Origin of the sequence: Loktanella fryxellensis, from assembly GCF_900110065.1 — a bacterium.
Classification (GTDB): Bacteria; Pseudomonadota; Alphaproteobacteria; order Rhodobacterales; family Rhodobacteraceae; genus Loktanella; species Loktanella fryxellensis.
The window spans coordinates 482,570-503,430 of the sequence record NZ_FOCI01000001.1 but is presented as its reverse complement, the minus strand read 5'-3'; the positions used below and the strand labels follow the sequence as shown (position 1 = coordinate 503,430).

Sequence of the window (20,861 nt, the reverse complement as noted above, 5' to 3'; positions counted from 1 at the left end):
CTGCCTGATCACAAGATTAATCGCATCGACGAACTCATGCCGTGGAACTGGCAGCCCGAAAAGGCCTGAAACCGCGCCGCAACCGGACGGATACCCAGAAGCTTGGTCTGACGGTTTTGCTTCTTGTCGTCGTGCGCGTCCTGTGGCTCCGCCAGAACCCGGCACCGCCACTGCGCGCCGACCTGTCACCTTGGAAGCGTCAAGCGGTACGGGTGACTCATATCGCCTTATACGGACTGATGCTTGGTTTTCCGATTTCGGGCATTGCGCTGACTGTCTGGAGTGGCGAATCGCTGGAGGTTTATAGCTGGTCACTTTACGGCCTGGCAGCACCCGACCCGAAATTAGCGGCATATGCTGCCACTTTTCACAATCTGATTCTGCCAGCACTATTCTACGGTACAATCGCTGCACACCTCAGCGCTGTGACAAAGCACCATTTTGCCGATCGCCGCACGCTCGACGTCCGTCGTATGCTGCGGTGATCGCGGGCTTAAATGACCGGTGCTCAGACAAGGCCGTCCCTGTCTTTCCCATGATCGTCAAGATGCAGCCATAGCCGCAGGACCGGGCTGGCAGGGCTGTCTAGGAGCCGCTGAGACGCGGTGCGTCCTAGTATCTTGAGAGTGGAACGCGATACGATGTTAAACCAGACCCACCGGTGAGCGCTGCGTCCAATAAGGCCGGCCACCAAGGTCAAAATGGCAATGCCAAGCACAATAAGTGCAGCAACGAATATGAGATCACTTAGCCTTGTGTATCCTGTAGATCTGGCCGAATACATCACAACAAATAATAATGCGCTGCCCAGCAAGACACAAGAACCCAACCGGAAGGTTGAACGAAGTTGGTCATGGTAGGTCACGGTCGATCTCCTAAGTAAGTGTCGTGAAGTGAAGTGTCTTTATTGCGATCACGTTCCCCAAAATGGGATTTATCAACCGTTCGACTCGAACCAAATCTTAAGCACAAACATAACGAGCATGACGACCTGAATAATCACCGTCAACATTAAGGTTTTTGACCGTTTCTTGCTCGTTTTCAGGTCTGCTTCTTCCACGTTACCTCTTTACGTTTCTTCAAAGAAAACCATGGCTCCTGCAGGTGTGTCGATTGACGCTCACAGGTTTGGCTTCTGGATGATCAACACATTATTTTTCATCAGTTCCCGGGATCGACTGGATAAACAAGAGGCATACCAGCTTAACTAAAGTAGCGGTTGCCCTGCTTTAGCGCCTTCTTTACAGGTTTTCACATTATACCCTGCGGGACGGTTCAGTGCAAAAGAATGCAATGCGGTGCAATGGATCGCACATTCGGGAATATGGCAGATTACTGCTCATGCTTCGCAACCCATAGATCTCCCATAAGTTTTTTTGCCTCGTCAATATCGCTGACGATCCCATCAACCCCAATCAACTTGATAGCCTCGATTGCCTCTTCCGTAATCTGCCCACTGATAAATAGTGCGGTTGTAGGCATTCGGATACGAAGTGCCACAATAAGCTGTGACAAAGCCTGAAGAGACTGTTTTCCGCCAGCAGAAATTCCGACAAGCATCGCTCTTGATTCTACGATATGTGCCACCAGACTGTCGTGATTCTCGTCAATTCTTAGATCAATTTCCCACCCGTCTTTGCGAAACAAGTCCGCAGCCATGCGCACACCGAGCGTATGGGTTTCTCCGGGAACAGAAACAAAAACCGCTGACCTAGAATCTGACTGACGTTTGATTGGCATCTGGTGATGCATAGCGCGCATGATCGCGTACATACGACCTGTCCCCAGCGCTACTTGTGGAAAAGATAATGCATCAATGTCCCACCAGTGCCCAAGCATCCGGGCAGCCCTTGCGAGATATCTTAGATAGACAGCATCGATGGAAACACCTGCGCTGCGCACTTCGTTTATGTATGCAGCCCCAGCCTTACTATCCTCAGCCACCAAAGCATGACAGAGAAGCTCTATTTGAGCATCAGCTGGCGTATCGACTGAGCTGGAATCATCGTGTTCGGTTAGTCTACGGATCACTTCTCGGGCCAATGTCTCTACCGAGTCCTCAGGTAGTTTTGACCTGAGCTTGCGGAGCTTGCTATGCGAATCTGCATAAAACTCAAAATCCAACGAGTTTTCTTGTTGGCCCTGGTCCTGCATCATTGCTCCTCAATGCAAGGTTCTCTTATCGTCTTGTGGCTACAGAAGACCTGTCAACCATAGACCTCGTGCTAACTGTCAAACAAGTCTGACACCATAGGTACCTCTTAACGTGTCAATCTGACGCAGGCCACTAAAGGTAGACACGCTCTACGGCTCAAATGCCCGATGTTTTATCGCGCCGTAGATGACATTTCCTGACCTGGCTTTAGCAGTGTAAGGGGTATCGACGAGCCTTGTCGTGAAGCCGAACGCTTCAGGGACACTACAAGCATTCCCGCCGATTGCCAGATTTGCAACTTCGCTCTGGTACCGGATCAAGACCTGTTCGCTTAGAATGACTTTCACTCTCGGGGCTTTGCTTCGAATATCTTCTACAAGCTGGCGAAGCGATGCGATCAAGTGTGATCCGCTACATGACAGAGCGATGATACAGTGATCCCTCTCCAGTATCCTGGTGATCAGGTCATCCTTCGTGAAGCCAAGGCATAGATCGATGTTCCAGCCCGCCCTACGGAAGATCTCCGCGGCTATTTTTAGACCCTTCAAATGCGTTTCACCAGGGACGGACGCGAAGAGCGCAACTTTTCCGAAAGAATGCAGAGATGGCCGTGATGTGGCTTCTATCGTGCGGTTAATCGCTTGGATGCGAAGCGTCGCGATATTCACATCGACTAATGATATCCTTGACTGGTCCAACCACTCGCCCAGCAAACGGGCGGCCCCTTTGAGGTAGACAGATAAAATTTCTTTACGAGTAGTCCCGAGAAATTCGAGGTTTTGGACGTATTTTACACCATCGGCTGGGTCTTCAGCGATCAGAGCACGGGTCAATTGCCACACATTGCGCGCTGTGTTTTCAAGCTCAACAAGCAAATCAGCTGAAAATCTATTAGGTACTGATCCAAGGCTATTCGTGATCAGTGCCTCAATATTATCTGGCCCGACGCTATTTAATCTCTCCTGAAGGGCAGATTTTTTGAGGTGCCATAGGTCGATGTGCATCATAGGGTGGAGTGGTGGGTTATCGTCTACTTGCATCAGTGTCTAAGCTGATTGTTCAGGTGTCGAAGTGATTGTCGCGTCATCGTCGGAGGACGTACTGGCTGTTCTGATCAGCGCATACAGGTATGAATGGCTCATCGCGCCAAGCGCTGCGCAGGACAACAACGACAAGAGGTCACTTAGTGTCAATACACCGTTTCCATTCGGTTCAGTCAAAAGCGGCACATTAAGCCCTGACTGTGCAGTGATATTCGTACCCTCACAAATGAACAGCGTAAATGCAGCCAGAGCAATGACACTGGTATGTATCAGATTCCGCGAACTTGACGGTGCTTTGCCATACACACGAAAGAAAGCGGTGAGCAATACGACAACACCCAGTGCAAAAGTGAATAATAGGAATTCCAGCATTTAAACCTCCTATGGTTGGCAAAATCATGCACCAGGCGTCAGGTGTCAAGTTTGTCAGACATAAAATGTGTAAACCTAGTTTGACACTTGTGTCAAGCGTTCATCTGTCGCTGCAAAGGGTCATTGCATCGGTCCAGCATCCGCAGGCATGTCGTTGTGCAGACAATTGAAGCTCTCCTTCCGTATTTCAGGCAAAATCTGCTGTCCGCCCTTCTTGCCGCCCAGAGGGTGCGAACGTGGGTTTCTGACTGAACGTCCGCTTTCTGGAGGCGGACGCGCTGCCTTCGCTCCTGCAGCGAATGACCGCTTCCCGCCCTTCGTGACGTTTTGGCCCGACGAACGACCGCCTCCGCTCATGGCGTTCGGAAGTGGGGGAGCCTCGGTTCTGTCGTGCTTGCAGAAAAAAACGGACGTGATGCAGCGGCGCTGTCAGCAGGATGCCACCAGGGGTCATTATTGCAGCAAACGGCCGCACTCACTGACCGGGCGCCAGCAATACGGCCTGAGACCAGACGTCCGCAAAAGACCAGAGGTGATACATCTCGCCCCGTTGCAGACGACTTACTTCTGTTTTCATGCCATCGATGCAAGTCAGGCGTGCACTTGGGGGAGCGGCTTGACCCCATCCTTTAAGTGAAATAGTCCTCATACTGGAGACGCGGGCGTTGTGTAATGGTAAGACCTCAGCCTTCCAAGCTGATGACACGGGTTCGATTCCCGTCGCCCGCTCCAAAAATTCTTTTCCGACAGATCACCTACAAAGCAGCTCAACGGGCTCGCTTAACTGATTTATTTGGTGATAAAATTTCGATTTTAGACTGTTGTCTTCCAAGCTGATGACACGGGTTCGATTCCCGTCACCCGCTCCACCCCGATCCCCAGCCGCATGACCCTGCCGACAATGTGACGCTGCGTGTTGTGCTTGTGTCGCGGGCGTCCGGGATTTATGCCCGGCCTCGCACTTGCAGGACAATGACCCATGGCCGACGCGCCCACAGCCCTCGACGCGGAACGCGCCAAATCCAAGGACATGGGCGCGCTGCGACAGCTCTGGCCGTTCCTGGCGCCGTATCGCCGACTGATGGTGCTGGCAGGTTTCGCGCTGACCCTGACGGCGATGGTGTCGCTGGTCCTGCCGCTGGCCGTGCGCCGCGTCGTCGACAACTTCGAGATCGCCGCAGGCCAGCTGCTGGACCGCTATTTCGCCGCCGCTCTTGCCATCGCGGCGCTGCTCGCGGTGGGGACGGCGCTGCGCTACTACCTCGTCACGCGGCTGGGGGAACGTGTGGTGGCCGACATCCGCACCGCCGTCTTCGACCGCATGATCGGCATGTCGCCGCAGTTCTTCGAACGGATCATGACCGGAGAGGTGCTGAGCCGCATCACCACCGACACCACACTGATCCTGTCGGTGATCGGATCGTCCGTATCGATCGCGCTGCGCAACGCGCTGATATTCGTAGGCGGGCTGATCCTGCTGATGTTCACGTCCGTGAAGCTGACCGGTCTCGTGCTGTTGCTGGTCCCCGCCGTGATCGTGCCCATCGTCGTGCTGGGCCGCCGCCTGCGCAAGCTGAGCCGCGAGAATCAGGACTGGATCGCGCAATCCTCCGGCAACGCGTCCGAGGCGCTTTTGTCGGTGCAGACGGTGCAGGCCTTTACGCATGAAACCCTGAGCCGTCGCAAGTTCTGGGACGTGACCGAGAAAAGCTATGTCAGTGCCCGGACGCGCATCGCGGTCAGGGCGTGGATGACGGCCATCGTGATCTTCCTGATCTTTGCGGGCATCGTCGGCGTGCTGTGGATTGGGGCGCATGACGTGCGCGCGGGTGCGATGACCGTGGGCGAACTCGTGCAGTTCGTGATCTATTCCGTGATGGTCGCCGGGGCCGTGGGTGCGTTGACCGAAGTGTGGGGCGAATTGCAGCGTGCCGCAGGCGCCACCGAGCGGCTGGTGGAACTGCTGAACGCGCAGGATGCGGTCAGCGACCCCGTGGCCCCCGTGGCGGTGCCCGATGTCGCCCGCGGTGCCATCGTGTTCGACGACGTGACCTTCCGATATCCGGGCAGGCCATCCGTCGCCGCCCTCGATCAGGTCAGCCTGACCGTCAGGGCAGGAGAGACCGTGGCCCTAGTCGGCCCGTCAGGTGCCGGCAAGACGACGATCATCCAGTTGTTGCAACGCTTCTACGACCCCAGCGCGGGCGCGATCACGCTGGACGGTGTCGATCTGCGCCACATGGCCCGCGCCGATTTCCGCGGCCTCATGGCGCTGGTGCCACAGGACCCGGTGATCTTCGGCGATACCGCGCGGGAAAACATCCGCTTCGGCAGGCCCGGCGCCACGGATGCAGAGGTGGAGGCCGCCGCCCGCGCCGCCGCCGCCCACGATTTCCTGACCGCCCTGCCCGAGGGGTATGATTCCTACGTCGGCGAACGCGGCGTGATGCTGTCCGGCGGTCAGAAGCAGCGCATCGCCATCGCCCGCGCGATCCTGCGCGACGCGCCGATCCTGCTGCTGGACGAGGCGACGAGCGCGCTCGACGCCGAAAGCGAACGTCTGGTGCAGGCCGCCGTCGATGATCTGGCGCGCAGCCGCACCACGCTCATCGTCGCGCACCGGCTGGCGACGGTGAAGAAGGCCGACCGCATCCTCGTGTTCGAGGCGGGCCGCATCGTGGCCACAGGCACCCACGACCAGCTCGTGGCCGAAAACGGCCTCTATGCGCGGCTGGCGCGGCTGCAGTTCACGGCAGGCGTCGCCGCAGAATAGCAAATACGTGGCGTCAGTCTTGCGACCCTGCGGCATTTTCGTCCAGTGTCGCGGCAAAACACGGCCACGGACCGGCCACAGATGTTCTGGGAGGAACACCAATGGGATATGCAGGCCTCGCCGACCGCGACGCAATCGAAGCAGAGGGCCATTGGTCCGACCGTGACCTGCCTGCGACGATGCACGCACAACTGGCCCTGACCGCCAGCCGCTTTCCCCAGCGGCCCGCCGTGACGTTCCAACTGGAATCAGGGCCTAAGGCCGCTGCGGAAACGCTGACGTGGCAACAATTGCTGGACCGCAGCTGTCAGGCGGCCAACCTGTTCCGCAGCCTCGGCGTGCGCGAAGGCGACGTGGTGGCCTACATGCTGCCCAACTGCATCGAGGCGGTCGTCACCTACCTCGGCGGTCAGATCGCGGGCATCGTGAACCCGATCAATCCGTTGCTGGAACCCGCCCAGATCGCCGCCATCCTGCGCGAGACGGGGGCCAAGGTGCTGGTGACGATGAAATCCTTCCCCAAATCCGACGTGGCGCAAAAGGCCGCCGCCGCCGTGGCGCTGGCGCCGGGCGTCACCCACGTGGTGGAGGTCGACCTGCACCGCTACCTGACCGGCATCAAGAAGCTGATCGTGCCGATGATCCGCCCCAAGAACGTGGCCGAACACAAGGCACGCGTCATGGAGTTCGAAAAGGCGGTGAAGAAGCAGCCCAAGACCCTGCAGTTCGCCGATTCGGGGCATGACCGCGTCGCCGCCTATTTCCACACCGGTGGCACCACGGGCATGCCGAAGGTCGTGCAGCACCAGTATTCCGGCATCATCTACAACGCGTGGCTCGGCTCGCGCCTGCTGTTCACCGAAACCGACGTGCTGATCTGCCCGCTGCCGCTGTTCCACGTGTTTGCGACTATCGTGGCGCTGGGGTCGTCGCTCGGGTCCGGCGCGCAGATTGTGTTTCCGACGCCGCAGGGCTACCGCGGGGCAGGGGTGTTCGACAACTTCTGGAAACTGATCGAACGGCACAAGGTGACGTTCCTGATCACCGTGCCCACCGCCATGTCCGCGCTGATGCAGCGGCCCGTCAATGCCGACATCAGCACCCTGAAGCTCGCGTTCTGCGGGTCCGCGCCGCTGCCGCTGGAACTCTATCGCAGGTTCGAGGAAGCGGCGGGCGTCACCATCTGCGAAGGCTACGGTCTGACCGAGGCCACGTGCCTGGTGTCGATCAACCCGCCGGAGGGCGAAAAGAAGGTCGGATCCATCGGCATTACGTTCCCCCATACCCGTGTGCGGATCATGGGCGTGGACAGCCACGTCGAATGTGCCCCCGACGAGATCGGCGAGATCTGCGTGGCCAGCCCCGGCATCTACAACGGCAACACCTATACCGAGGCGGACAAGAACCGCGACCTGTTCTATGCGGGCGACCACCACCCGGCGGAATACCTGCGCACGGGCGATCTGGGCCGCGTGGATGCGGACGGCTATCTTTGGATCACGGGCCGCGCCAAGGACCTGATCATCCGCGGTGGCCACAACATCGACCCCGCCGAGATCGAGGAGGCGCTGGCCGGCCACGAGGCCGTGGCATTCGCCGGTGCCATCGGCCAGCCGGATGCCCACGCGGGCGAGCTGCCCTGCGCCTATGTGGAACTGGTCAAGGGTGCCAAGGTGACCGAGGCCGAACTGCTGGAGTTCGCCAAATCGCGGATCAACGAACGTGCCGCACACCCCAAGTACCTCGAGATCATGGACGAGCTTCCCAAGACGGCGGTCGGCAAGATCTTCAAGCCGGACCTGCGCAAGCGGGCGATCACCCGGGTCTTCGACACGGCCCTGCGCGATGCGGGCGTGGACGCCACCGTGACCGACGTGACCGAGGACAAGAAGCTGGGTCTGGTCGCGCATGTGTCGGGGTCCGCAGACCGCGCCGCCGTGGCCGCCGTGCTGTCGCAGTTCACGACCGCATGGGACATGGCTGCCTGATCCAAGCCGTTTGACCGGCAGGCGGCGGCGACGTGCCGCCGCCGGCGCACGCGCCTGCTTGTCTGTGGCCGCGGTGAGCGCAGATAAGGCGTGACGGGGCCGCAGGGGCTGCCCCGCGCAACCAAAGGACGCGCCGATGCTGTGGTTCGTGATCGCCTGTGAACTGGGCCTGTGCACCGACCGCAGGCCACCCCCCACGGATGAGCCCTATGTGCTCGACGACGACGGCGGCGGGCAACTGGTCAGCGCCGAGGCCGACCGCGCCGATCTGGAGGCGTGGGGCGGGCGGGTCGAGATCACCGGCTTCTGCCGGTCCGCCTGCGTGATCTTCACCACCCTGCCCAATGCCTGCGTGGCTCCCGATGCGGTGCTGGGCTTCCACGGGTCCAACATCAATCAGGGCCCCATCGGCAACCAGCAGATGGCACGCTATCTGCGCGGCGAGGCCAAGCGCCGCTACGAGGACGACTGGCAGAACATTCCGCCCACCGACATCCACCGGATCGACGCCCGCGATTACGTGAAGCTGGACCCGGAGGTCAGGATCTGCGGCGAATAGGGCGCCGGGGTCGATGGGTTCGCATCTGGCCGACGTCGGGAGGTCGGCTGCCTGCCGAACGGCACCCCTGTATCACGGGGCGCAGAACCTCGCGCTCAGAACGTGGGCGGCGTGCAGGCGCTGACGATTTCGCACAGCGTGTCGTCGGGGTTGCGGAACCGGTGCGGCAGGCGGCTGTCGAAGATGTAGCCGTCCCCCGGACCCAGCAGGGCCGTCTGTCCGTCCACCGTCACCTCGATCCGGCCGCGCACCACGATGCCGGCCTCTTCGCCCGCGTGGCGCAGCAGTTCCGGCCCGGTGTCGGCGCCGGGCGGATAGGTTTCGTGCAGCATCTGAAGGGCATGCTCTGCTGCCCGCCCCAGCTGCCGCAAGGAGACATGCGGGCGCGGGTCGCCGTCCTGCGGCGCGATCTCGACGAAGCGGTCGGCGGTGTAGAAATAGGTCGGCTGATCTGGCCCTGGTGGCGGGGTGAAGAATTCGGCCATGCTCATCGGGATCGCGTCCAGCAGCGACTTCAGCGACGCGACCGACGGCGAGGTCTTGTTCTTTTCGATCAGACTGATGGTGCCGTTGGTCAGGCCCGCCCGCGTCGCCAGCTCGCGCTGGGACAAGCCGTGGCTTTCGCGCAGATTGCGCAACCTCTCGCCGATGTTCACTGACTGCTTCCCCCCAGACGCCTCGGGGTGAAGTTGTGCCCGTGCGGCGACCGATTTCAAGTGGATACGTCACCACGGCCCGCATGGCACCGCGTTCAAGGGTGGACCTGCAAACAGCATTTGACAATTATATTAAACAGGCGACACTCGTGCGCAACCGCCCTCTGGCCCGCAAAGGATTGCGCGCATGACACCGACACCCGAGACGACCCCGACTCCGCGTCCTGCCGCCACTCCGCCGCGCCCGTCCCTGTCCGTGGTGTCCCATGCGGCGACCCCAGCAGGCACCGGGCACGGCAGCAACGCCGCCCTGCTGGCGCGCCGTGCGAGCGCCGTGCCGCGCGGCGTGGGGTCTGCCGCACCGGTCTTTGCCGCCTATGCCGAGAACGCCGAGCTGTGGGACGTGGAGGGGCGCCGCTACATCGACTTCGTCGGCGGCATCGCGGTGCTGAACACCGGCCACCGCCACCCGCGCGTCGTCGCCGCCGCCAAGGCGCAGGAGGACCTCTATACCCACACCTCGTTCCAGGTCGTGCAGTACGAACCCTATGTGGCGCTGGCCGAGCGGCTGAATGCGCTGGCTCCCGGCGACCGCTCGAAGAAGACGCTGCTGGTCACCACGGGCGCAGAAGCGGTCGAGAACGCGGTCAAGATCGCCCGTGCCTTCACGGGTCGCCCCGGCGTGATCGCCTTTACCGGCAGCTATCACGGCCGCACGCTGCTGACGCTGGGCCTGACCGGCAAGATCAGCCCCTACAAGAAGGACGTGGGCCCGTTCCCGTCCGACATCTTCCGCGCGCCGTTCCCGAACGCGCGCGACGGCATCACCGTGCAGGATGCGCTGATCGCCCTGCGCAACCTGATGCTGACCGATGCACAGCCGGAACGGATTGCCGCCATCATCATCGAACCCGTGCTGGGCGAGGGCGGCTATACCCCTGTGCCCACCGAGATGTTGCAGGCCCTGCGCGAGATCTGCGACACCCACGGCATCCTGCTGATCGCTGACGAGATCCAGAGCGGCTTCGGCCGCACCGGCGCGTGGTTCGCGATCGAACATTCTGGCGTGGTCCCCGACCTGATCACCGTGGCGAAGTCCATGGCGGGCGGCTATCCCATCGCCGGTGTCATCGGGCGCGCCGACGTGATGGACGCCATGGCACCCGGCGGTCTGGGCGGCACCTACGGCGGCAACCCCGTGGCCTGTGCCGCGGCCCTCGCTGCCATCGACGCGATCGAGGAAGAGGGGCTGCTGGCCCGCTCCACCGCGATCGGCGCGCATTTCAAGGACCGTCTGGCGCAGATCGGGGCAGAGGCGGCACCGGACCGGGTGTGGGACATCCGCGGGCTGGGCGGCATGGTCGCCATCGAGTTCGCGACCGACATGGCCAGTGGCGCGCCGGACGCGGATCTGACCAAGCGGCTGGTGGCGCACGCCCTGCAGCGCGGACTGATCCTGCTGTCCTGTGGCCTGCACGGCAATGCGGTGCGGATCATGGTGCCGCTGACCGCCTCGGACGCGCTGATCGACGAGGGGCTGGCGATCTTCGCGGAGGCGCTGGCGGTGGCGGTCGCGGAATAGGGTCCACTGTTTCCCACGATTTGCGCAAGGATCGTGGGGGCGCTGCCCCACACCCCGGGATATTTTTGACCAGAAGAACGGGGGACGGGGTTCGGCTAAAGTGAGCGCCCGTGCCGGGGCCGCCCCTGGTGCGTGACAGGGCCCATCATCTGGCCCTAAATACGCAAAATGCCGCGGACGCAGCCTGCCACCGCGCCCCGCAGGGAAAGGCCAGATCATGACCACGGAGCGTTTCGACACGGGGCTCGCCACGCGCCGCACCGTCTTGGGCGATGCCCATGTGGACCGCGCCAGCGCGGCCATCACCGACTTCGACGCCCCCTTTCAGGCCATGATCACCGAAGGGGCATGGGGGACCGTCTGGTCATCCGACGCGATTTCCTTGCGCGAACGCTCGATGCTGACGCTGGCGCTGCTGGCCGCCACCGGCAATTTCGCCGAGATCCCGATGCATGTCCGCGCCACGGCGCGCACGGGGGCCAGCCCGTCCGACATCGCGCAGGCCTTGATGCACGTCGCGGTCTATGCGGGGGTGCCCGCGGCGAACCACGCGTTCAGTCTGGCCAAGGAGACACTGGCCGAGATGGACCGGGACACCGCCCTGTGAGCCTGTCCCACCAGCTGTACGACGGTCTGTTCGCCGATGCGCAGATGGCGGCGCTATGGGACACCGGGGCGCAGACGGCGCACATGCTGCAGGTGATCGCGGCCCTGTGCACCGCGCAGGGGCAGGCGGGGCGTGTCGATCCCGCACTGGCAGCGCGGGCGGCGGCGCATGTGGCGGGCTTTGTTTCCGACATGGCGGATCTCTCGGCCGGATCGGGGCGCGACGGTCTGCCGGTTCCCACGCTGATCCGACAGTTGAAGGCCGGGGCAGGGCCCGCAGCGGCGGCGATCCATGCGGGGGCGACCTCGCAGGATGTCCTCGATACCGTGTTGGCGCTGACGCTGCGGGCGACGTCGGACCTGATCGACGCGCGACTTGCGGACCTGTCGCTGCGCCTTCACGCCCTTGCGGACCGCTTTGGCGGCAACCCCCTGATGGCCCGCACCCGGATGCAGGCGGCGCTGCCTGTCGCGGTCGCGGACCGTATCCGCCAGTGGCAGGCCCCGCTGGCTGATCACCGGGACCGCCTGCGGCACCTGCGCCCGCAGACCGAGCGGCTGTCGCTGGCCGGTCCCACCGGCACCACCGATTTCGGCGAGACGGCACCCCTGATGGCGCAGGCGCTGGGCCTGCACGCAGGCCCCGTCTGGCACACCGACCGCAGCGGCGTGGTGGGATTTGCGGGCTGGCTCGCGCTGGTCGCGGGCAGCCTTGGCAAGATGGGGCAGGACATCGCCCTGATGGCGCAGCAGGGCGTGGACGAGGTGACGTTGTCTGGCGGCGGCGGATCGTCCGTCATGGCGCACAAGCACAACCCGGTGCTGGCGGAGCTTTTGGTCACGCTCGCGCGGTTCAACGCCGGGCAGGCAGGTGTGATGGCGCAGGCGATGGTGCACGAGCAGGAGCGGTCCGGGGCGGCCTGGATGCTGGAATGGCTGGTCCTGCCGCAGATGGCGCAGGCCACGGGCCGGGCGCTGACCGCAGCGCTGACCCTGACGGACGGCATCGCGGGCATGGGACATCCGGAAGGTTACAAATAAGTATAGCAGACGACAGGTTATGGTGAGCGGCGGGGTCCATCTGGAACGCATCGAGACACCCCAACCCGAGGATTGCCCCATGACCATGCCCCTGCGCCGCGCCGCCACCGCCCTGACGCTGGCCGCTGCCCTGACCGGCACCACCGCCCTGACGCTTGCACCCACCACCGCCCTTGCCGTGCCCGCCGGTGGCTATGGCGATCTGGTCGAGACGCTGGCGCCCGCCGTCGTCTTTATCGAAGTGACCGGCGCGGCGCGGGACGCCGAGAGCCTCGCCGATGCCCTGCCGCCGGGGTTCCCGCGCGAAGAGCTGGAGCGTCGCTTTGGCCCGATGTTTCCCGAGGGCGGTGACGCGCCTGTCATGCAGGGGCTTGGATCGGGCTTCGTCATCTCGGCCGACGGCTATATCGTGACGAACAACCACGTGGTCGCGGATGCGGACACCGTCACGGTCAAGATGGCGGACGAGACGGAATACGAGGCCGAGGTGATCGGCACCGACCCGCTGACCGACATCGCCCTGATCAAGATCGACGCCGAGGCCCTGCCGACCGTGCCGTGGGGTGACAGCACCACCGTGCGCGCCGGTGACGAGGCGCTGGCGATCGGCAACCCGTTCGGCCTTGGCGGGACCGTGACCTCGGGCATCGTGTCGGCGGTGTCGCGCGACATCAACGCGGGGCCCTACGACGACTTCATCCAGACCGACGCCGCGATCAACCGTGGCAACTCGGGCGGGCCGCTGTTCAACGCGGCGGGCGAGGTGATCGGCGTTAACACGATGATCTTCAGCCCCGGTGGCGGGTCTGTGGGGATCGGCTTCTCGGTGCCGTCGAACCTGGTGCAGGACGTGGTGGCCGACCTGCGCGACGACGGCAGCATCGCGCGCGGCTGGCTGGGTGTGCAGATCCGGCCGATGACCGACGAGATCGCGGCGGTGCTGGGCTATGATGAGCCGAAGGGTGCCGTGGTCGAGGCGGTCAGTGACGGCAGCCCCGCCGAAGACGCCGGGTTGCAGCCGGGCGACATCATCCTGACCTTTGCCGGGACCGACATCGCGGACATCGGCGATCTGACCCGCGCCGTGGCCGACGTGGACCCGGGCACCGCATCCGACGCGCTGATCTGGCGCGCTGGAGAGGAGGTGACGGTGGACGTGACCATCGGCAATCTGGCCGAACAGGGCGCCTGAGCCTGCAGCCCTCCCGTCCAGACCGCGATGCGCGGGCCAGGTGGGGGGTGCATCCGGTGACGATGCACGCGCCGGATGCGCACAGGCCCCGCCATCCCTTATGGAGGGCGGGGCCCTTGTCTTGCATCACCGGGGGGTGCCCCCCATGTGTCGAGGGACACGCGCCATGACGGATAGGCCCGAGATGAAGATACTGGTCGTCGAGGATGACGCCACCACCGGCACCTACATCACCCGTGGCCTGCGCGAAGAGGGGCACACGGTCGATCTGGTCGCCAACGGCCGCGACGGTCTGGTGCAGGCGACGGCGGCCGAGCATGACGTGCTGATTGTGGACTGGATGCTGCCGCAGATCGACGGCCTGACGCTGGTGAAATCGCTGCGCGGGGCTGGCAACCGAACGCCCGTCCTGTTCCTGACGGCGATGGGATCGGTCGACGACCGCATCGCGGGACTGAATGCGGGTGCCGACGATTATCTGGTGAAACCCTTTGCGTTTGGCGAGTTGTCGGCGCGGATCAATGCGCTGGCCCGGCGTCCGCGCAGTCTGGCGCAGGATACGGTGCTGACGGCAGGCGATCTGACGATGGATCTGGTCACCCGCGACGTGATGCGCGGCGGTCAGCGGATCGACCTGCTGCCGCGCGAATTCGCGATCCTCGAACATCTTCTGCGCCGCAAGGGCCGCATCCAGACCCGCACCATGCTGCTGGAAAATGTCTGGGGCATCAGCTTTGATCCGCAAACGAACGTGGTGGAAACCCACATCAGCCGTCTGCGCGCCAAGGTGGACAAGCCGTTTCCCACCGAGCTCATCAAGACCGTCCGCGGCGCAGGCTACCGGATCGAGGGGTGAGCCGGCTGTTCACGCTGCTGCGCGCCAGCCCGGTACGGCTGGCGCTGGGGCTGGTCGCGCTCTTTGCGCTGGTCAGCCTTGCCAGTCTGGCCGCCAGCTATGCCGCCAGCCGCGCGTCGCTGGATGCCACCATGCGCAGCGACCTGACGCAGGACATCGCAGGCTTTCGCGCGGCCCCGAACGCGCGGGCGCTGGCGGCGCTGGTCGCGGCCGAGGCGCGGGTGACCGACCCGGCCCGTGTCGTGCTGTCCTATGTCACGGCGACAGGGCAGCGGTTCGGCAACGGGCGGCTGGCGCAGGACCGCGACGGCTATTTCCTGACCACGCTCGACGCCCCGGACCGGCGCATCGACGGGCAGTATCTGGCGCTGACCACGCCGCTCTATGGCGGGCAACTGACCATCGCGCGCAGCCGGGCCGAGATCGACGCCCTCTTCACCGTGTTCCGCAATATCGTCCTGCTGTCGCTGCTGCCGACGCTGGCGGTGGCGCTGGGGGCGGCGCTGATGCTGGCACGCAGGTCCGCACGGCAGGTGGCCGCGTTGGGGCGGACGCTGGACCGGCTGACGACCGGCGATCTGGCCGCCCGCGTGCATCCGACCGCCCGCTGGTCCGACGATTTCCACCGCATCGCCACCCGCATCGACCGCATGGCCGCCGCACAGGAGGCGAGTGTGGACAGCCTGCGGCAGGTGTCGTCCGACGTGGCCCACGACCTCAAGACGCCGATCCAACGCATTTCGGTGCATCTGGACCAGCTGTCGGACATGGCCCTGCCGCCGGATGCCACGACCCTCGTGGACCGCGCGCGCGCCGAGGTGGATGGCGTCGTGTCGGTATTCCACGCCCTGCTGCAGATCGCGCAGATCGAGGCGGGCACGCGGAAAAGCCGCTTTGCCCCCGTTGATCTGGTGCCGCTGGTGGCGACGTTCGCCGAACTCTACGATCCGGCGGCGGCCGAGGCGGGGCGCGACCTGCGGCTCTGCGTCGCAACAAAGGCGGCGGTGGTGCAGGGCGACCGCGACCTGCTGGGGCAGATTCTGGCCAACCTGATCGAGAACGCCTTGCGGCATACGCCCGACGGCACGCCGATCACCATCGGCCTGTCGGAGGTGGACGGCACCATCGTGCTGACCGTCACCGATGCGGGTCCCGGCATTCCGGAACACGAGCGGGACAAGGTGTTGCAGCGGCTCTATCGCCTCGACTGCAGCCGTGCGACGCCCGGCAGCGGGCTGGGTCTGGCACTGGTCGCGGTCATCGCCGATCTGCACGATGCCGTCCTGACGCTGCAGGATGCGTCGCCCGGTTTGCAGGTCGCCTTGCGTTTCAAGCCCGTTCGGTAGGCACCGGTGTGGTGCCGGTGCCGCGTTGGATGCGAATGTGCAGGCCCGCGATCCGTTTCACGGTGCTTTGACAGACCCGTGCAAGTGTATAGATGCAATATGGAATGGACCCCCCGCCCGTGGGGCGATGGGGCCGTTGTCATGACGCCCGTGGCGGCCCGTGCCGACACCGGCGATCAGCAGGGGCACAGACAGATGAACGAGACTGCACTGATGCGCCGCAGCACGGGCCCCTTCCGGCCCCTGTCGTGGCCGGTGGGCCGGCACGGTGCCGTGCTGGCACTGCTCATCGCACTGGGCATCGTACTGGGCGGGGCCGTGGCTGCACCGGTTGTGGCGCAAGATGGGACCCAGTCCGAGACGCAGCCTGAAACACAGACCGCCGCGCCCGATGCCGTCGCCGTGGCCGTGCCCAACGTGACGGCGGTGCCCGCCGCCATGACGCAGGTGACGCAGGTCGTCAGCGCCTCGGGTGGATTGCTCGCGCGCGAGGATGTGGTCGTCTCGGCCCGCGTGTCGGGGGCCGAGATCCTGGCGCTCAGCGTCGATGTGGGCGACACCGTGACGGCGGGCCAGACATTGGCCCGGCTGAACGACCAGACGCTGACCGCGCAGTTGCAGCAGGCGGATGCCAACCTGGCCGCAGCGGATGCGGCCATCGCACAGGCGCAGGGGCAACTCGCCTCGGCGCGTGCGACGGCAACGCAGGCCGCCACCACCCTGGAACGGAACCGCCAGCTGCAGGGCGACGGTGCCGTGTCGCAGTCGGCGCTGGATCAGGCGCAAGCCACGTCCGACAGCGCCAATGCGTCGGTGCAGACGGCGGATGCCGCCATCGCCGCCGCACGCGCGCAACGGGCGCAGGCGCAGGCGGCGCGCGACATCGCAGCACTGAACCTGTCGTGGGCCACCGTGACCGCGCCCGTAGGCGGCATCATCGCCGACCGCACCGTCCGTCTGGGTGATCTGTCGGCCGCGGGTACCGCCATGTTCGAGATCATCCGCGACGGCCAGATCGAAGTCGCGCTGGAGATCGTCGAGACGGATCTGGTCAAGGTCAGCGTCGGCGATCCGGTCAGCCTGCGCGTGGCAGGCCTTGCCGCCCGCGACGGGACCGTGCGCAGGATCGACCCGCAGGTCGATCCCGTCAGCCGCCTCGGCCTGGTGCGGGTCGCCATCGCGGACCAGACCGGCCTGCGCGTCGGCCTGTTCGCCAGCGCCGACATCCAGACCGCGCAGCGGATGGCGCTGACCGTGCCGGTGTCCGCCGTGACCACGACGAACGACGACAGTGTCGTGCAGCGGGTCGTGGACGGCACCGTGCAGCAGACACCGGTCACGCTGGGCGTGGTGTCAGCCGGGTTGCGCGAAATCACCGCCGGTCTGACCGAGGGCGACACCGTGATCCTGCGCGCCGGGGCGTTCTATCGCAGCGGCGACCGGGTGAACCCGGTGCCGCCCGCCACCGCCGCGCCCCCCGTGCCCGCACCGGGCGACACCGCCAACGCAGCGGTCGCCACGCAGGATCCGCGGCCATGAGCGACGACGCCCGGATGAACATGTCCACATGGGCGATCCGCAACCCGGTGCCGCCCGTGGCCGCGTTCCTTGTGCTGGTCGTGGTGGGTCTGTTCGCGTTCCGCGGCATGCCGGTCACGCAGTTTCCCAACATCGACGTGCCGATCATCACCGTCACCGTGGGTCAGCCCGGTGCCGCGCCGTCCGAGCTGATCGCGCAGGTCACCCAACCGATCGAGGACAGCATCTCCTCGATCACCGGGGTCAAGCACATCACGTCGGTCGCGACCGACAGCAGCTCTGAGACCACGGTCGAGTTCGAATTGTCCACCGACAGCGACCGGGCGCTGAACGATGTGAAGGACGCCGTGACCCGCGCACGCGCGTCGCTGCCGGACAGCATCACCGAACCGCTGGTGCAGCGGCTGGACATCACCGGGTCCACAATCATGACCTATGCGGTGTCCGACCCGTCGCGCACGATCGAGGATCTGTCTTATTTCGTGGACGACGTGATGAGCCGCGAATTGCAGGGCGTCGACGGCCTCGGCAAGATCGAACGCCTCGGCGGGGCCGACCGCGAGATCAAGGTCGAGCTGGACGGTCAGCGCCTGCTGGCCTTCGGCATCTCGGCGGCACAGGTCAGCCGCCAGTTGTCGGCCACCAACATCGACCAGGGCGCGGGACGCGGCGATCTGGGCGGGCAGGAGCTGTCGATCCGCACGCTGGGCGGGGCGACCACGCTGGACCAGCTGGCGGCCACGCCGCTGGCGCTGGCGGACGGGCGCACCATCCGCCTGTCCGACGTGGGCGAGGTCATCGACGGCCCGTCCGAGGCGCGGGCCTTTGCCACGCTGGACGGACAGCCCGTCGTGGCGTTCGGCGTGTTCCGCGCCACGGGTGCGTCCGACCTGACCGTCGCCGAAGGTGTGCGCGAAAAGCTGGAGGAGGTGCGTGCCGCCTATCCGGGCGTGGAGGTGACGCTGATCGACGACACCACGACCTACACCGAAGGCAGCTACCATTCGGCGATGGAGACGCTCTACGAAGGGGCGGCGCTGGCGATCATCGTGGTGTTTCTGTTCCTCAAGAACTGGCGCGCGACGCTGATCACCGCCGTGGCCCTGCCGCTGTCGATCATTCCCACCTTCTTCGTCATGGACATGCTGGGCTTTTCGCTGAACACCGTGTCGTTGCTGGGTATCACGCTGGTAACCGGGATCCTCGTCGACGACGCGATCGTGGAAATCGAGAACATCGTCCGCCACATCCATATGGGCAAACCCGCCTACGAGGCGACCGAGGAGGCCGCCGGCGAGATCGGTCTGACCGTCATCGCGATCAGCTTCACCATCGTCGCGGTATTCGCGCCCGTCAGCTTCATGCCGGGGATCGCGGGGCAGTATTTCAAGCAGTTTGGCCTGACCGTCGCGGTCGCGGTGCTGTTCTCGCTGCTGGTGGCGCGGCTGATCACGCCGCTGATGGCGGCCTATATCCTGCGCGACGCGCCGAACCATGTAGAGGAAAAGGACGGCTTCGTCATGCGCGGCTACATGCGGGTGCTGGGCTGGACGCTGCGCCACCGTCTGATCACCATGGTGCTGGGGCTGGGGATCTTCGCGGGCTCGATCTATTCCGCGACGCTGCTGGCGACCGAGTTCATTCCCGAGGCCGACGAAGGCCGTCTGCGGGTGGCGGTGGAGCTGCCGCCGGGTGCCACGCTGGACGAGACGCGGGCGCTGACGAACCTCATCACCGCCCGCGCACAGGACATCCCGGAGGTCGTGAACGTGCTGGTGCAGGGCGGCACGGGGGGCAATGTCGCCAAGGCCACGGTGAACGTCACGCTGGGCGACAAGGGCGACCGCGCGCGCAGCCAGTTCGAGGTCGAGGACGAATTGACGGCACTGCTGGCCGACCTGCCCGATGCGCGGGTCAACATGCTGGCCGCCAACGGTCAGCGCGCGGTGAACGTGGCGGTGCTGGGCGACGATCTGGACACGGTGACGGCGGCGGCGCAGCAACTGACCACGCAGATGAGCGGCGTGCCCGAAATCCGCAACGTGACCAACGCGGCCAGTCTTGCGCGGCCAGAGCTGCGGATCACGCCCTATCCGCAGATCGCGGCAGAGCTTGGCATCACGGCCAGCGATCTGGCGTCGACCATCCGGGTGCTGACCATCGGCGACGACGACGTGAACCTTGCGAAGTTCAGCATCGACGGGCGTCAGATCCCCATCGTGGTCCGCATCGCCGAGGACAACCGCCGCAACCTCGACCTGCTGGCCAGCCAGCGCATTCCCACGGCGTCCGGCACGGCCGTGCCGCTGTCGGTGGTGGCGGATGTCACGCTGGCGAATGGGCCGTCGTCCATCGAACGGTATGACCGGGAAACCCGCATCACCCTGCAGGCCGACCTGTCCGATGGCGTGGTGCTGGGGCAGGCGACTGGTGCGATCTTTGCCCTGCCCGGTGCAGGGCCCGAACTGCCGCCGGGCGTCCGGGTGCAGCCCACCGGCGACGCCGAGGTGCAGGCCGAGGTGTTCACGGCCTTCGGGTCTGCCATGGGGGCGGGGATCCTGCTGGTCTATGTGGTGCTGGTGCTGCTGTTCGGCAGCTTCGTCACCCCCTTCACCATCCTGATGTCGCTCCCGCTGGCCATCGGCGGGGCGATCCTGGCGCTCTATCTGACCGGATCGGCCATCGGCCTGTCGGTGGTGATCGGGTTCCTGATGCTGATGGGGATCGTCACAAAGAACGCGATCATGCTGGTGGAATTCGCGCTGGAGGCGATGAAGCGCGGTGACAGCCGGACCGAGGCGATGCTGGATGCGGGCCACAAGCGGGCGCGGCCCATCGTGATGACGACCATCGCCATGGCCGCGGGCATGGTGCCGTCGGCGCTGGCCTTTGGTGCGGGGGGCGAGTTCCGTTCGCCGATGGCGGTGGCGGTGATCGGTGGCCTGCTGCTGTCCACGCTGCTGTCGCTGATCTTCATCCCGTCGCTGTTTTCCGTGATCGAAGGTGGGCGCGGGCGCAGCGTGCGCGTGCTGCTGCGGGGGCTGAAGGTCAACCGCCCGCTGAACCAGCCCGCCGAATGACGGGGTGATCGGGGCCGCCCTTCGGCGGTCCCGCACACGGCTGAGATGCAGGTATTCTGTTCGTGGATCGGGG

Annotated in this window: 16 protein-coding genes and 1 tRNA gene; 13 read left to right on the top strand and 4 right to left on the bottom strand. The window is 64.6% G+C overall.

What is annotated here, in order from left to right; translation table 11 throughout:
* Window positions 1–41 precede the first annotated feature (41 nt).
* A complete protein-coding gene (locus BMX16_RS02415; RefSeq protein WP_089898255.1) occupies window positions 42–485 on the top strand; it encodes a cytochrome b in 444 nt (147 codons plus the stop codon).
* Between the two features lie 847 nt (window positions 486–1,332).
* Here the strand turns inward: BMX16_RS02415 and BMX16_RS02410 are convergent.
* From BMX16_RS02410 to BMX16_RS17270, 3 genes are all read right to left on the bottom strand, one after another.
* Window positions 1,333–2,154: a cobalamin B12-binding domain-containing protein gene (locus BMX16_RS02410; RefSeq protein WP_177174544.1), complete on the bottom strand. Its 822-nt coding sequence runs from the start codon at window positions 2,152–2,154 to the stop codon at window positions 1,333–1,335.
* A 150-nt stretch (window positions 2,155–2,304) separates the two neighbouring features.
* Window positions 2,305–3,162: a cobalamin B12-binding domain-containing protein gene (locus BMX16_RS02405; RefSeq protein ID WP_177174543.1), complete on the bottom strand. Its 858-nt coding sequence runs from the start codon at window positions 3,160–3,162 to the stop codon at window positions 2,305–2,307.
* A gap of 39 nt (window positions 3,163–3,201) precedes the next feature.
* Window positions 3,202–3,570, bottom strand: a complete 369-nt coding sequence (locus tag BMX16_RS17270; protein ID WP_143057981.1) for a hypothetical protein — start codon at window positions 3,568–3,570, stop codon at window positions 3,202–3,204.
* Between the two features lie 658 nt (window positions 3,571–4,228).
* On the opposite strand from BMX16_RS17270, the gene BMX16_RS02400 reads away from it, so the two are divergent.
* The 4 genes from BMX16_RS02400 to BMX16_RS02385 all read left to right on the top strand — a co-directional run bounded on the left by BMX16_RS02400 (window position 4,229) and on the right by BMX16_RS02385 (window position 8,890).
* Window positions 4,229–4,302, top strand: a tRNA-Gly gene (locus BMX16_RS02400).
* A gap of 247 nt (window positions 4,303–4,549) precedes the next feature.
* A complete protein-coding gene (locus BMX16_RS02395) occupies window positions 4,550–6,343 on the top strand; it encodes an ABC transporter transmembrane domain-containing protein (RefSeq protein WP_089898249.1) in 1,794 nt (597 codons plus the stop codon).
* Window positions 6,344–6,444: 101 nt separating this feature from the next.
* Complete coding sequence (locus BMX16_RS02390; RefSeq protein ID WP_089898244.1) at window positions 6,445–8,331, top strand: acyl-CoA synthetase; 1,887 nt, start codon at window positions 6,445–6,447, stop codon at window positions 8,329–8,331.
* A gap of 136 nt (window positions 8,332–8,467) precedes the next feature.
* A complete protein-coding gene (locus BMX16_RS02385) occupies window positions 8,468–8,890 on the top strand; it encodes a hypothetical protein (RefSeq protein ID WP_089898239.1) in 423 nt (140 codons plus the stop codon).
* Between the two features lie 95 nt (window positions 8,891–8,985).
* Here the strand turns inward: BMX16_RS02385 and BMX16_RS02380 are convergent, their stop codons facing one another.
* Window positions 8,986–9,546: a cupin domain-containing protein gene (locus BMX16_RS02380; RefSeq protein ID WP_089898236.1), complete on the bottom strand. Its 561-nt coding sequence runs from the start codon at window positions 9,544–9,546 to the stop codon at window positions 8,986–8,988.
* A gap of 187 nt (window positions 9,547–9,733) precedes the next feature.
* On the opposite strand from BMX16_RS02380, the gene gabT reads away from it, so the two are divergent.
* The 8 genes from gabT to BMX16_RS02340 all read left to right on the top strand — a co-directional run bounded on the left by gabT (window position 9,734) and on the right by BMX16_RS02340 (window position 20,788).
* Window positions 9,734–11,128: a 4-aminobutyrate--2-oxoglutarate transaminase gene (gene gabT / locus BMX16_RS02375; protein WP_089898234.1), complete on the top strand. Its 1,395-nt coding sequence runs from the start codon at window positions 9,734–9,736 to the stop codon at window positions 11,126–11,128.
* Window positions 11,129–11,345: 217 nt separating this feature from the next.
* Window positions 11,346–11,735 carry a 4-carboxymuconolactone decarboxylase gene (gene pcaC / locus BMX16_RS02370; RefSeq protein ID WP_089898233.1) on the top strand — a complete coding sequence of 130 codons (390 nt, stop codon included), beginning with the start codon at window positions 11,346–11,348 and terminating at the stop codon, window positions 11,733–11,735.
* Window positions 11,732–12,775, top strand: a complete 1,044-nt coding sequence (locus BMX16_RS02365) for a 3-carboxy-cis,cis-muconate cycloisomerase (RefSeq protein ID WP_245731218.1) — start codon at window positions 11,732–11,734, stop codon at window positions 12,773–12,775. The genes pcaC and BMX16_RS02365 overlap by 4 nt, the downstream gene beginning before the upstream one ends.
* Window positions 12,776–12,854: 79 nt before the next feature.
* The gene (locus BMX16_RS02360) at window positions 12,855–13,967 is read left to right on the top strand and encodes a trypsin-like peptidase domain-containing protein (protein WP_089898358.1); all 1,113 of its coding nucleotides are present in this window, start codon (window positions 12,855–12,857) and stop codon (window positions 13,965–13,967) included.
* 184 nt (window positions 13,968–14,151) lie between these two features.
* On the top strand, window positions 14,152–14,823 hold the full coding sequence (locus tag BMX16_RS02355; RefSeq protein WP_089898232.1) for a response regulator: 672 nt from the start codon (window positions 14,152–14,154) through the stop codon (window positions 14,821–14,823).
* The gene (locus BMX16_RS02350) at window positions 14,820–16,169 is read left to right on the top strand and encodes a sensor histidine kinase (RefSeq protein ID WP_089898231.1); all 1,350 of its coding nucleotides are present in this window, start codon (window positions 14,820–14,822) and stop codon (window positions 16,167–16,169) included. Before BMX16_RS02355 ends, BMX16_RS02350 begins: the two co-directional genes overlap by 4 nt.
* Before the next feature lie 195 nt (window positions 16,170–16,364).
* Window positions 16,365–17,708, top strand: a complete 1,344-nt coding sequence (locus BMX16_RS02345; protein WP_218139808.1) for an efflux RND transporter periplasmic adaptor subunit — start codon at window positions 16,365–16,367, stop codon at window positions 17,706–17,708.
* Window positions 17,705–20,788, top strand: coding sequence for an efflux RND transporter permease subunit (locus tag BMX16_RS02340; RefSeq protein ID WP_245731217.1), 3,084 nt, complete (start codon window positions 17,705–17,707; stop codon window positions 20,786–20,788). The genes BMX16_RS02345 and BMX16_RS02340 overlap by 4 nt, the downstream gene beginning before the upstream one ends.
* The last annotated feature ends 73 nt before the right edge of the window (window positions 20,789–20,861 follow it).

Excerpts from the sequence above, each read along its gene's own strand:
- BMX16_RS02410 (WP_177174544.1), bottom strand. The coding sequence starts at position 2,154 with ATGCAGGACCAGGGCCAACAAGAAAACTCGTTGGATTTTGAGTTTTAT.
- BMX16_RS02405 (WP_177174543.1), bottom strand. The coding sequence starts at position 3,162 with ATGATGCACATCGACCTATGGCACCTCAAAAAATCTGCCCTTCAGGAG.
- BMX16_RS17270 (WP_143057981.1), bottom strand. The coding sequence starts at position 3,570 with ATGCTGGAATTCCTATTATTCACTTTTGCACTGGGTGTTGTCGTATTG.
- BMX16_RS02395 (WP_089898249.1), top strand. The coding sequence starts at position 4,550 with ATGGCCGACGCGCCCACAGCCCTCGACGCGGAACGCGCCAAATCCAAG.
- BMX16_RS02390 (WP_089898244.1), top strand. The coding sequence starts at position 6,445 with ATGGGATATGCAGGCCTCGCCGACCGCGACGCAATCGAAGCAGAGGGC.
- BMX16_RS02385 (WP_089898239.1), top strand. The coding sequence starts at position 8,468 with ATGCTGTGGTTCGTGATCGCCTGTGAACTGGGCCTGTGCACCGACCGC.
- gabT (WP_089898234.1), top strand. The coding sequence starts at position 9,734 with ATGACACCGACACCCGAGACGACCCCGACTCCGCGTCCTGCCGCCACT.
- pcaC (WP_089898233.1), top strand. The coding sequence starts at position 11,346 with ATGACCACGGAGCGTTTCGACACGGGGCTCGCCACGCGCCGCACCGTC.
- BMX16_RS02360 (WP_089898358.1), top strand. The coding sequence starts at position 12,855 with ATGACCATGCCCCTGCGCCGCGCCGCCACCGCCCTGACGCTGGCCGCT.
- BMX16_RS02355 (WP_089898232.1), top strand. The coding sequence starts at position 14,152 with ATGAAGATACTGGTCGTCGAGGATGACGCCACCACCGGCACCTACATC.
- BMX16_RS02345 (WP_218139808.1), top strand. The coding sequence starts at position 16,365 with ATGAACGAGACTGCACTGATGCGCCGCAGCACGGGCCCCTTCCGGCCC.
- BMX16_RS02340 (WP_245731217.1), top strand. The coding sequence starts at position 17,705 with ATGAGCGACGACGCCCGGATGAACATGTCCACATGGGCGATCCGCAAC.